This window comes from Burkholderia cepacia (assembly GCF_001039005.1).
Classification (GTDB): Bacteria; Pseudomonadota; Gammaproteobacteria; order Burkholderiales; family Burkholderiaceae; genus Burkholderia; species Burkholderia theae.
Genome location: NZ_LDWR01000055.1, coordinates 1 through 11764, shown reverse-complemented (window position 1 = coordinate 11764; position 11764 = coordinate 1). Strand labels below are relative to the sequence as shown.

Genomic DNA, 11764 nt, shown 5'->3' with positions numbered 1-11764 from the left:
GCGTCGCGCGATGCCGGGATTTCCCCGCCCGGAATCGCGTGAGTGATCGCCGGGCATCGGCCCGGCACAACTGCTTGCCGCCTACTGCTGAATGCGCGCGCTCCGGATCAGGTCCGCGACGACCTGCGCCGTGGCCTTCTCCATCGCGACCTGCTCGAGCTGCTGCCGCAGCATGTCCTTCGCCTGGTCGAACGACGGCACCTGCGTCGCGCGCTTGTCGTCGACGCGCAGGATCCAGTACGCGTCGCCGACCTGAACAGGCTCGCGCGTCAGGCCACCCTGCGGCAGCTTCACGAGCGCTTCGGCGAGCGGCTGCGGCCAGTTCTGCGTATTGGCCGCCTCGATCGGCGTCTTGAACGAGATCCAGTTCAGCGCGCCGCCTTGCATAGCAGCCGGCCCCTTGCTGAATTGCCGCGCGAGCGTGCCGAAGTCCTCGCCTTTCCTGAGTCGCGCGATGATCTGCTTCGCGGTGTCCGCGTCGTTGACCGCAATCGCGCTCGGCTCGTATTCATTCTCGCCGAGCCCCGCGACGATCGCGTCGTAGCGCGCCCTGACGTCCGTCTCCGGGACCGGTGCCGGCTTGACCTGGTCGTGCAGGTACGCCTGCGTCATCGCCAGTGTCTTCGCCTGCTCGACCGCGGCAACGACTTGTGGCCGGGTGTCGTAGTGCTGCTTCAGCGCCGCCTGCCGGAACAGTTCGCGTGCGATCAACTGATTCTTCATCGCCGCCCGCAGCGCCGGCGTATCGGGCGCCTTCGATGCGCGCACCGCTTCGTCGACCTGCGTTTGCGTGACGGCCACGCCGTTCACGCTCGCGACGGCATCGGCAGGCATCGCGGCGACCGTATCCGCCTGCTTCTTCGCGGCCTTGTTCAGTGCATGCGCCTGTGTCGCTACCGTGCCGCAAAGCATGGCGGCGACAAGCGCAATGCCGGTCCGGCGCATGCGCGCCCGCAGATTCCGTTGCATCGCAATCAAGCGACCGTTCGAAAGACGATTCATGAGGTTCTCCTTCATTCAGTCCGACCAGTTGAGTGTTGCCTGCAGCACGGTGGCTTTCCTGCCGAGCGCCGCCGGCTGCGCGAGCGCCTGCCCGACCAGCACTTCGGCCGAGACCGTTCCGCTCCTCAGGCGCCATTGCGCGCGCGTGCCCACGCCGGCGCCGACGAGCGTCGGCCAGCCGCCCTGCGCATTCAGGTGGGTCTTGCCGCCATCGAGAAACACGTACGGTTCGATTCGCGCGTCGCGCCAGGCGGGCACGTTCTGCCACGCAGCCTCGTTACGGACGAAGAGGCCGCTGTCGCCTGCGATCCCGCCTTCCGTGAACCCGCGGACCGAACCCATGCCGCCCAGGAAGATCTGCTCGTTGCCGAACAGCGCCACGCGGCTGTATTGCGCACGCAGCGTGCCGCGATAGGCCCATGCGCTCCCGGCGAGACTGCCGAGCGCAAACTGCAGCGTGCCGGTTGCATCGAGCTTCGTGAACTGGCTGTGCGCGTCATCGATGCCGATGTCCGATGCGTCATGGTTGGCCGCAAGCCAGGGCAGTCCCTGCGATACGCCGACGTCCCAGGTCGCCGCGGCGCCCTGTCCACGCGCGACGAACCGGGCCAGTCCATTGAGCGCGACGCGCAGCACCGTGAGGTTCTGCGGCGAGAGCGGCAGGCCGTTCACATCGCGCTCGGTGCGCAGCTTGTTGAGCGTCACGTCGACGCTCAGGCGCCCGCTCGACGATCGCACGAGCACATCGTTCCAGCCGAGCATCTGGCTGAACGTGCGGCCTTCGAGCAGCGCGACGTCCCCGATCGCCTGCTGGTACTCGGACATCGACACCGTGTAGCTGAAGGTCTGATACCCGTACGGCACCGCCGCCGAAAACACGAGCGCGTTCGTTTCGGTCGTCCCCACGTAGTTGAACGACAGCGATTCCTGCAGCCCGATCACGTTGTCGGCCTCGATGCCCGCGCGATAGCGCGTCTTGCCGGTCTGCGAGCTGCCGTAGTTGTCGATGCCGAAATCGTAGTGAAGACGGTCGCCATAGCGGTTCGAAATCGCGACGACCGAATCCCCCGGCGCTTCGCCCGGCAGGATGCGGATCTCGGCCTGGTTGCGCCGCAACCGGTTGATCTGGTCGACGCCCTGCTCGAGATCGGGCAGGCGCAGCGGATCACCCGGTGCGCTAGCGAACGCCCATGCAGTGCCGGCTTCGGTCAACAGGCCGCCGCCGCGCACCTCGTACCATTTCTCGTTCGGGTCGCGCGGACGCAGCGGCTTGCCGTTCAGCGTCAGCGCGGCCACACGCCCCGGGACGAGATTGATCTTCAGCGTGCCGGACGCGAGGTTCTGCGGGCCCAGGTACGCGCGCGTCGTGATGTAGCCTTGGGCGATGAAGGCTTCGGTCAGCCGGCGCAGCAACAGGTTGATCCGGTTGCGCCCGAGCTGCTTGCCGAGAAACGGTGCCGCAATACGGTCGAGCGCGGGCTGCCCCAGAATCGTGTCGCCCGTGAATTCGACGCGCTCGATCAGGAACATCGGCGCCACGTCCGGTAGCGTTTCGACATCGGTGCCCGGCGGCAGGTCGGGCATGGCCGGCTGTTCGGGCAATGCGATCTGCGCTGGCGGCTGCGCGATTTCCTCGCGGCGTTGCCGGTCGCGCTGTTCCTGGAGCAGGCGCTGCGCGGGGTCCTGCTCGGCGCGCGGCACCGCGAGCCCCGGCGGCATCGCGCCGAACCCCGGCGGCGCGCCGGGCGGCAATCCGCCGGCGAGCTGCGCGCGCACGCACAACGGCATCGCGCCGATCGCCAGCGCAAGCACCCGGACCATTCCCGACGACATGCCGCCCCTCACAGACCGAACCACGACACGAGGCCCAGATGATTGCGGTTGCCGATCGTCACGAGATCCCGATGCGGCGGCCGAATCGTCACCACGCCGCCGGCCGCCAGCACGCCTTCGGGCGCACGGTACGCGCCGCCCTCGATATCCGCCTCGCCCGTCAGGCGCACCTTGCCGGTTCCGCCGCTGAACAGGCCGCCGGTATCGCTCCGATAGATGGCCGCCCAGCGATTGCCGAACCATCCCTTCAAATCGTGATCGCGGTTGATCACGGCATAGCCCTCCACGCCCTGCGCGAGTGTCTTGGGCGCATCGAGCGTCAACCCGCCTAGCGCGCGCACCGTACCGCCCGTATTGGTAATCTGCGTGCCGGCCTTCAACAGGATGTCGGTGCCGGCCTCGATCGCGCCGCCGAAAGCCTGCACGCTCGACGATGCGCTCGAGCGGCAGAAGACGAAGCACGTACGCCGGAGCGATGCCTGGCCCGTGAAGATCGCCTGTGTCAGCAGGCTGTCGCGCGCGGCGATGCCGATCGCACCGCCGTTCGAAAGAATCGATCCGCCGATGTTCCTGACGTTCGCGGCACGCACGGACACATTGCCTTCGTCGGCGGTGATGTACGCAAGCTTGGAGGCGTCCGCGAGCGCGCCGTAGTCGACCGTGAAGCCGTCGCTGCGATGCCGGAAGAACAGGAATCGGCTGCCTTGCTCGGCAAACCCGATCACCGCGCCGTTTTGCACGCCCGTACTGTGATCGACGACGTTCTCCAGATCGCCGCCGGCCGCGATCGAGATGTTCCGGTTCGACAGGATCCGCGCGTTCTGGTTGACGATGTCCGCCCCCGCGGTCAGCGATACGTCGCCCTTCACGCCAAACAGGATGCCGATCCGCGTCTGCGGCTGCGACTGGTTCAGGATGCGGCCGGCCGCGTTCAGCGTCACCGCGCCTGCCGAGTCGGCATCCGCGTCGATCGCGACCTGCCCCTGCACGAGTGAACCGACGTTCACGATGTCTGCGCCGCTCTTCAGCACCACGCCGCTCTGCGACGACGCCACCGTCGAGCCGGCCATCGCGTCGTCGGGCCGCAGTGCGATGCTCGCGCCATTCAGCTTGATGCCGCCCGATGCCAGCAGGCTGCTGCCGGTGAACGCAATGGCGTCCGTCGCGGAGAGGCCGGCGCGACCGCCGTTGACCTTCACCTCCGTGTCCGTCAACGTCACGCTGCCCTGCGCCGTCACGGCGAAATCCTCCGCGACGCCGAGCTTCGTGTGCGAAAACTCGACGTTCCCGTTAGACGTCAGCGTGAAATCGCCCAGCGACGCATTCATCGGGCCGGCGCTGCGCACGCCGGGCCCGCGGTCGGTCACGATCAACTGCACGCGGCCGCTGGTCAGGCTGCCGGCAGCGGTGATATCGATCGCGTAGGACGACGCAGTATCGGGATCCGTCGTCGCGCTGCGCGCCAGCCAGTCGTTGGCGTTATCGGTCGGCGACAGCCCCGTGTTCAGTTCAACTCGGCTGCGGCCGGCCAGCAGGCGCACACCGGCGGTCGCCGACGAGAATGTATTGTCGATCGGTCCGTCGACGCGAATCGTCTTCGCGATCATGTCCAGGCCGATCAGTGCGCCGGCCAGACCGCCCGGGCCGACGACGATCGTTCCGGTCGACGTATCGATCACGATGTTGCGCTGGATCACGCCCGGTGCGATCTGCAGGTCGTTGAAACTCACATTGCCGGTGGCAAGGGCGACATGCCCCGTATTGACGAACGATCCGCCGTTGATCGTGATGCCGTTCGGGTTCGCCAGCACTACGTTCGCGCGCGGCCCGGCCACGGCGATCTCGCCTTCGATCAGGCTGCGGTTCGTGCTCGTCACCTGGTTGACGATCGTGCGTGCGTTGATGCCGACGTTGTTCAGCGTCGCACCGGCGGTCGTCACGTTGAACGACGAGTAGGTGTTGCTGGAGACGCCGGCGACCGCCGGCGCGAGGTTCACGAACTGCCGGCCGTTCGGTCCCGCCGACACGCTTGTCGGCGTACCGCCGTCCGGAACGATCCCCGCGGCGACTGCGCAATGCGGCAGCCCCCCTGCCGTCGCCAGGCAAAGGAAGATCGTGCGCAGGCCCCCGATGCCTGCGCACCGAAACAAATCGATGCGTCCCATCTTTGAATCACACGCACGGCTTCGCCGGCCGCGCGCCCCTCGGTTAATCTGGTCGTGTGGTTGTACGGATGTAGTTCTTCCGTAATGCTTTTGTGAGTTACCGAGGCGGACTAACGGCACGCACACCACCTTTCTTTAGGGTATATCCCTAATTAATTTTTATTTCAAATTCACAAACACAATATTACGAATGAATTTCACGCGGTCGCGCCGGGTCGGCGCCACCGCCCGCCACGACAATCACGAGTACCCGTGCAACACCCCATGTCTCCCCACATCGTCCTGCCACCTCTCACCGTCATCCACCTGAACGGCCCGATCAACAGCGGCAAGACGACGATCGGTCTCGCGCTCGCACGCGCGCTGCCCGACGCGCGCTTCATCGACGGCGACGATCACGCCGCGCCCGACGATGCGCCGTTCGACGTGCAGTGGGCAATCGCGCTCGAACGTCTCGTCATGCAGATCACGAACGCACGTGAGCGTCATCTGGTCATCGCCTATCCGATCGGCGAAGCGGAATGCGAACGACTGCGCGCCGCCTGCGATGCACGCGATGCGCGGCTGTTCGTCGTGACGCTCGCCCCGCCTGAAGCGATCGCGTCGTCGAATCGTGGCTCGCGCGCGCTGACGGACTGGGAGCGGAGCCGGATCGCCGAGATGTATCGCGAAGGTTATGCGTCGCGACCGTTCAGCCAGATGGTGCTCGATACGTCCGATGCGACACCCGACGCATGTGCGGCGCGTATCGCGCAGCAGGTCGCGGCGACGGAGTCGTAACCGGCACACCTGCCCGCGCCCTTCAGCCGGCACGCGGATCACTCGCAGCAGTCGGTGACAAGTGACTTCATCGACCAACATAGGAAAACGTTTACTCCTCCGATGCTTCTTGTTAGCATCGTCCTCGCTCCGCTTGAGCGGCGTCAGGGAAAGCCGATTACAAGCCTCAGCGATTCCGGAATTTCACGCAATTTTCCACTTCATCGTTCCAGCCGTCGAGCCACACCCGCTTTCTGTATTTTGGAGTGCTTTCTACAGGCAACCGATCTCCTCTTCGGCGATCGTGCGCCATAAAAGGAAAACGTTATCCACAACGTGGCACCCAGCCACGGACCATCAAAAAAACACCATGAAGAACAGGATCATCCCGTGCGTCGTCGCCGTTCTGTCCGTTGCGTGCCTGTCCGCCTGCGGCGGTGACGACCCGGCCAGCCCGGCCGCCGTCGCCCGCCAGCAAGCCACGACGATGGCGCTCAGCCCGTCGAACCCGCCCGGCTCGAACTTCAACCTCGCGCCGTTCACGCTGCAGTTGCCGACCGGCTCGTCCGGCAAGGTCGACACGGTGAGCGGTTCGTCGCTCGCGGGCGGCTACGTGAACCCGACGTATTTCTACACGGACGCGAGCGACGGCTCGATGGTGATGATGGACCCGACGCAGGGCTGGACGACGTCCGGCTCGCTGCATCCGCGCACGGAGCTGCGCGAGAACGCGATCTGGCCGACGTCCGGCACCAACCGGCTGAATGCGACGGTGGCCGTCACGCAGGTGCCCGATCACACGACGATCGGCCAGATCTTCCAGGGTAGCGGCCCGAGCAAGCCGCTGTGCGAGTTGCAGGTCACGTCCGGCGGTGTCGTGCAACTGCTGCTCGAAAACACCAACCAGGGCGGCTCGGCGAAGACCACGGCGATCACGACGGTCGGCGTCGGCACGAAGTTCAGCTATGCGCTGAGCCTGAGCGGCACGACGATCACCGTCACCGCGAACGGCACGACCAAGACCTTCACGATGGATTCGAGCTTCGACGGCGAGAGCTTCTACTTCAAGGCCGGCGACTATGATCAGACGGCGGTGTCAGGTACGCCGCTGACGACGCCCGGCACCGTCGTGAAGTTCTATGCGCTGACGCTGACGCATAGCTGAGCGCGCGTTGCATCTGATGGCACCGGACCGGCACGCGTTGCGCGCCGGTCCGGTGTTGCGGCGCGAATGCCGCGCCCAGACGATCACCTTTTACTGCGTCAGGCGCACAACATACAGACCTGCGACCTGTGCGTTTGCCGACAGGCTGTAATTCGGTGCGACCGAAACTGATGAACCTTGAAGCACCGACTGGTAGGTCACAGTACCGCCCGACACGTTCGCGTATTCGATAACCGGCGGGTTCTTCGTCGGTTTGACATTCGTCGTGAAATTCAGCGTCAGCGTTGAATAGGCCATCGACCGGAGGTCACCCGAGGACTTCACCTCATAGACGTAGTCGGCCGTCACGCCTGCGGGCACCGGATTGGGCTTGCCGAGGCATACGGTGAAATCGCCAGTGATGCCATTTGACGGTGTCTTGATCGTCAGCGTCGCGATACCGTCGTCGGTGGTCAAATTCATGTTCACGTTCGCGACGATGTTGCTATTCGTGAGCGTCAGCTTTTTGTAGTCGGACGGACAGGAGAACGCGGCATCCGACGTCGATGTGCCTGACGTGGTTGGCGAGGTGGAACCCGCCGCATTGTTGTTCGTCGCCGTGCTTCCGCCGCCACCATCGCCACCACCGCACGCCGACAGAAAAAACGCCGACCCCATCACGCTCGCCAGAATAAGCCGCTTGTTCATGATTTTTCCTCTAATTGTTAAATACACCTAACAAACAACATCACCCCACCTGATCGACGTGGCCCCATCGCCCGGTGTGATTCACGAATATAAAGACACGGCGACGAACACCGCCGCGCCAAGTGTCTGGGCCTGGAAAGCGTCAGACACGGACCAGCCTCAGAATTGCGCGGTCACCTGGAATCCAACCGTGATGCGCGCGGTCGGGAAGCCTGACGGTTTGTAGACCGGCGTGCCGGCAAAGAGGTCGTATGCGTAAGCACCAAAGCGCGTACCGACGCTACCCTTCACGCCAATGACCGCGCCTGCCAACTGCGTACCAACCAGCACAACCGGCTGCGGTCCCCATACGCGGCCGTAATCCAGCCCCGCGTACACCGCCTGCCCCGTCTGGCCAATCGGCATTTGCAGTTCGTTACGCCAGTAAAGACCGCGCGCCGCCGCCAGCATCGTTTCGCCGTCGAAGCCGCGTACCGTGTAGCGACTGCCGATGGTCATGTCATCGATGTAGTACAGCGTGTTTCCAGTGTATTGACCGTGAAACGTGCCGACGTAGCGAAACGGCTGCTTGCCGATCGCAAACGGGACCGACAGGTTCGCATCGAGCACGGCCATTCTGAAGCGGTACGTCTGACCGGCATTTGCCGTAGGTACATCGTCCTGCGCACCGAGCCCACCTATGCCTTGACGGTACGCGAGCGAGCCGTCGAACTGCGCGCTGTGGAAGTAATGACGATCGGTCAAACCGAGTTCGATGATCGTGTTGTTACGGCCCTGCTGCGGAATCTCGGTGTCTTCGATGAAGCTTTGCCCGAACCGGCGCGACAGCCGGAAATACCCGCCCAATACGTCGTTCTGGCTGCGCGCGAGTACGCGGGCCAGCTTGAAATCGACCGTCTTCGAGTTGCCGCTCGCGACGAATGTCTGATTCACGGCCGCAATCTGCTGGTAGTAGGTATTCGAGTACGCGGACAGCGTGGCCGTCCAGTAGCCCCACGGGATCGAATAGAAGCCGTTCCAGCCGTGCGAACCGAGGCGCTTGTCGCCAAACTCGAGGTCCTGGCTCACCCCGACGTTGAACATATCGTTCAGGCCGAGCGGGTTGTCGATGCCGACCGACAGATTGCCCTGCAGCTTGCCGGTGGCACGCGTGCCGGAGTTGTCGATCGATGCGACGACCGTCCACGGCTTGCCGCGCTTCACGTCGAGCACCACATCGCTTTCGCCGGGCAGCTCGCCCGGAACGATTTGCATCGAGACATCCTGGCTCGTGACGCGCTTCATCTGCTCCAGACCTTGCTCAAGGTCGCGCAGATTCAGCACTTCGCCATCGCCGGTCGGGAATGCCGTTTTCCACGTTCCGCGCAGCTTTTCATCGGCGAATCGTACATGCCGGATCGTGCCGGGAATCAGCGACAGTTTCAGTGTGCCGGTCGACAGGTCTTGCTCGGGCACGAGCACGCGCGTCGTGACGTAGCCGCGCGCCAGAATCGCCTGGGACACACCTTTGACCAGCACGTCGACGCCTTGCTTGCCAACGCATTGGCCAGCGTAGTGGTCCAGCCATTCACGCGCGAAGGCAAAGCGGTCCATCGGCAGCGTTGACGCACCCTGTGCCTTCGCCGCGTCGGGCAAGGAGGACGGCACGTCCAGCGTGAAGCGGTCGATACGGAAGCAAGGCGTTTCGGCGGGGAGCGCCGGATAGGCTTCGATCTTCGGCACGTCGGAACGCACGGAAGGCGCACGCACGGCCGCGTCGCGCTGTTGTGCCTCTCGTTGCTGCTGTGCTTGCCGATCCTGTTCGGCGTTCGCGCGTGCGGCGGCGGCTTGGTCGGCGGGTGTCGGGGCCTGTTGCGCCGATACTGCCATCGGAATAAGCCATGCGGCCGACAGCAGCACGACCGGGGTACGGATTGTCATAGGTGTGGTGTTGTTGATTTGATTTTATGGCTTGGGAGCAAAATGTCCCGGAATCCAAACCCATTCCGTGCCGCTCCATTTCCAAAAGCCCATAACCCATGTCGTGCTCGACCAAGAAGGGAGCACGGGTGACATTTCCGGTTTTGGCGGCGGACGCGGCGGCGCATCCGGCGGCACGGTTTCGCATGCCGCAAGCGCCATAGCTACCGCAATCGATACCAGCGTAAAACTTCGTCTCAATTTCGCCATCATTCGGGCTCTATGCCATCATTGAATGAATTTCAAAATTCTCAAATCGTGCTTGAACAACTCAGCCTCTTCAGACGGTACGCCTTGCAAGAGATTATCGAGCCCTTCTATCGAAATTTTGTCGGCGATCTTCTTTCTCATACTCCGCTCGGCGTCCTGATACCATCCACCCGACAGGACCAATTGAACAACACAAAGCATTAGATTTTCGATCTGAGATTCATACACGCCTTCGAAATTTAGGTCGACGTGCCCCAGCACTTCCCTATGAGAAGCTCCTTCCATAAGAGCGTTGTCTCTACAGAAGTTGAAATATGCATCCAACGCCCACGCCTTAATGGTTTCGTATGGCACCCGATCTTCGTTGCTTGAGCTCATTCATTTACCCGCTTTGGTTGGCCTAATAACACCGCCATTATCCATCACATTAACTTTTATGTTTGGATATTTACTCTCGAATTGCTGAATCACATTCGAACAACTTGTACACGGGGCACGCTCCGTAAGCAGATTAATAGTCCCAGAAACCGACGTATTATCTCCAAGTTGAGCAGCAATGTTATTCAGTATCTTAGCCTCAGAATCGGCACTTCGATTAAGAAGAATTGGATCATTCCCTGACGTCCATACGTTAGAGCTAGGGAACGTCTCTGGCACCTTTCCTACGAACCCCAAGGCTTGTTGCTCTGCTGTTGGAGTAGAAATTTGACTCGATGCTGCCATCGTCGGCTGAATACCCGGAATATTGATCTGCGCAACACCCACGTTTCCACTCGTTTTTGCGCTACCCGTCAAGGTTGACCGCAAATCAGCAACCTGCTGCACCAGATCATTCTTAATCCCGGCCTGCACCGACTCGCTCGACTGAGGCACCCCCTTCGCGGCTGCCTGTACCGCCGCATTATTTGCGGCCACACTACCAACCGTTGCTCCGAGACCCAATGCCGCGTACGTCATCGCGGCCGCTCCCGGACTCATCCCTAGACTCTGCAGCGCCAGCTCACCATAAGTCGGTGTCGGATTACCGTTTACGGCCTGAGTAAAGCCCGCTTTCGCATAATCGAAGCTTATACCCGCAACAGCACCGCCCGCGATACAAGCAACCAGGGTGTAGCAACCACCTAATGCCGCGGCCGTTCCAGTCGCCACGCCAGTCACACCTTGCACCGCCCCCATAAGGCGATTCGAAACCTGATTTCGATCGTAAGCATCGTTCAGGCGATCCAACTTGCTGTATCCATCAAATGCACCAGCCTTCGTCAGAACATCTTTCTCGTAGGCAAACTGCGCCCCGTCATTCTGCATCTTTTGCAGTATGGCCTTGCTCGGATCACTATCTGGGATATTGTCTGCACAATGCACGAGCGCACATTCCGCTGCAGCAAGCCGATATTGTTCCTGGGGTGACTGATTTTTCTGAAGTTGCTGGAGCTTTTCGGCCTCGCTTTGGTGCAGTTGGCGATTGTAAAGCTCATTGTTCGCGGCCGCCCCCGCACCCGCAAGCGTACCCGAGCCGCCACCAGCCAATGCGCCACCCGCCGCACCGCCTGCGGTCGCCACAATCTCATTCAACGCCTTGCGCGCCGCCGCCTGTGCGTCCAGTGGCAACTGACTAACTGCCTGATCAATGATCGGCTGCGCCAGCGACTGCAACAAATCACCAGTCAGCGAGCCAGCTACCGCACCGCCGATGTTACCGCCGGACAACGCTGCGCCGATCGCAGCAACCGCCGCGTGCAGCACATCCCGCCCCGCCCCGCCCTCACCAAACAGTGCCTTCATTTGCGGGCTGCTGTTCTCAAGCTGCGTCGCGGCTTCCGCAACCGCGAAGGTCGCTGCCTTGCCGAATGCCTGCGCGAAAGCCAGATCGTTCTGAACCTGCTGCAAATTAAAAGTGTTTTGTACGGTCTGATTCGCGCTCGTCGAGTCACGCGACAGACCCGCCGTGCTGTCGGTGCCATTCTGCTGATCGGACTTCACAACG

At 62.7% G+C, this 11764-nt stretch carries 10 protein-coding genes; 2 read left to right on the top strand and 8 right to left on the bottom strand.

Going from position 1 to position 11764, the window contains the following annotated elements:
- Positions 1-81: 81 nt before the first annotated feature.
- From VL15_RS28680 to VL15_RS28670, 3 genes are read right to left on the bottom strand one after another with little or no spacing between them, the layout of a single operon-like run.
- Positions 82-1002, bottom strand: a complete 921-nt coding sequence (locus tag VL15_RS28680; protein ID WP_048250272.1) for a peptidylprolyl isomerase — start codon at positions 1000-1002, stop codon at positions 82-84.
- Positions 1003-1017: 15 nt separating this feature from the next.
- Entirely contained in the window at positions 1018-2835 is a 1818-nt protein-coding gene (locus tag VL15_RS28675; protein ID WP_080970983.1) for a ShlB/FhaC/HecB family hemolysin secretion/activation protein, read from the bottom strand.
- Positions 2836-2843: 8 nt separating this feature from the next.
- The gene (locus VL15_RS28670) at positions 2844-5000 is read right to left on the bottom strand and encodes a filamentous hemagglutinin N-terminal domain-containing protein (protein ID WP_048250074.1); all 2157 of its coding nucleotides are present in this window, start codon (positions 4998-5000) and stop codon (positions 2844-2846) included.
- 282 nt (positions 5001-5282) lie between these two features.
- Between VL15_RS28670 and VL15_RS28665 the strand changes: the two genes are divergently transcribed.
- Complete coding sequence (locus tag VL15_RS28665) at positions 5283-5780, top strand: shikimate kinase (protein ID WP_048250270.1); 498 nt, start codon at positions 5283-5285, stop codon at positions 5778-5780.
- 349 nt (positions 5781-6129) lie between these two features.
- Positions 6130-6924 (top strand): polysaccharide lyase family 7 protein, encoded by a 795-nt coding sequence (locus VL15_RS28660; RefSeq protein ID WP_048250073.1) that lies wholly within the window; start codon positions 6130-6132, stop codon positions 6922-6924.
- A gap of 90 nt (positions 6925-7014) precedes the next feature.
- Here VL15_RS28660 and VL15_RS43300 read toward each other — a convergent pair whose 3' ends face one another.
- From VL15_RS43300 to VL15_RS28640, 5 genes are all read right to left on the bottom strand, one after another.
- Positions 7015-7611, bottom strand: coding sequence for a hypothetical protein (locus VL15_RS43300; protein ID WP_048250072.1), 597 nt, complete (start codon positions 7609-7611; stop codon positions 7015-7017).
- Between the two features lie 159 nt (positions 7612-7770).
- A complete protein-coding gene (locus tag VL15_RS28650; RefSeq protein ID WP_048250071.1) occupies positions 7771-9531 on the bottom strand; it encodes a ShlB/FhaC/HecB family hemolysin secretion/activation protein in 1761 nt (586 codons plus the stop codon).
- 24 nt (positions 9532-9555) lie between these two features.
- On the bottom strand, positions 9556-9732 hold the full coding sequence (gene bcpO / locus VL15_RS42205) for a CDI system lipoprotein BcpO (RefSeq protein WP_230684560.1): 177 nt from the start codon (positions 9730-9732) through the stop codon (positions 9556-9558).
- A gap of 66 nt (positions 9733-9798) precedes the next feature.
- Positions 9799-10158 (bottom strand): hypothetical protein, encoded by a 360-nt coding sequence (locus VL15_RS28645; RefSeq protein ID WP_230684546.1) that lies wholly within the window; start codon positions 10156-10158, stop codon positions 9799-9801.
- On the bottom strand, positions 10159-11764 hold a 1606-nt coding region (locus tag VL15_RS28640; RefSeq protein ID WP_048250070.1), incomplete at its 5' end, for a deaminase domain-containing protein.

Bases quoted from the DNA above. Each gene is read 5' to 3' on its own strand.
- VL15_RS28680 (WP_048250272.1), bottom strand. From the start codon at position 1,002: ATGAATCGTCTTTCGAACGGTCGCTTGATTGCGATGCAACGGAATCTG.
- VL15_RS28675 (WP_080970983.1), bottom strand. From the start codon at position 2,835: ATGTCGTCGGGAATGGTCCGGGTGCTTGCGCTGGCGATCGGCGCGATG.
- VL15_RS28670 (WP_048250074.1), bottom strand. From the start codon at position 5,000: ATGGGACGCATCGATTTGTTTCGGTGCGCAGGCATCGGGGGCCTGCGC.
- VL15_RS28660 (WP_048250073.1), top strand. From the start codon at position 6,130: ATGAAGAACAGGATCATCCCGTGCGTCGTCGCCGTTCTGTCCGTTGCG.
- VL15_RS43300 (WP_048250072.1), bottom strand. From the start codon at position 7,611: ATGAACAAGCGGCTTATTCTGGCGAGCGTGATGGGGTCGGCGTTTTTT.
- VL15_RS28650 (WP_048250071.1), bottom strand. From the start codon at position 9,531: ATGACAATCCGTACCCCGGTCGTGCTGCTGTCGGCCGCATGGCTTATT.
- bcpO (WP_230684560.1), bottom strand. From the start codon at position 9,732: ATGGCGCTTGCGGCATGCGAAACCGTGCCGCCGGATGCGCCGCCGCGT.
- VL15_RS28645 (WP_230684546.1), bottom strand. From the start codon at position 10,158: ATGAGCTCAAGCAACGAAGATCGGGTGCCATACGAAACCATTAAGGCG.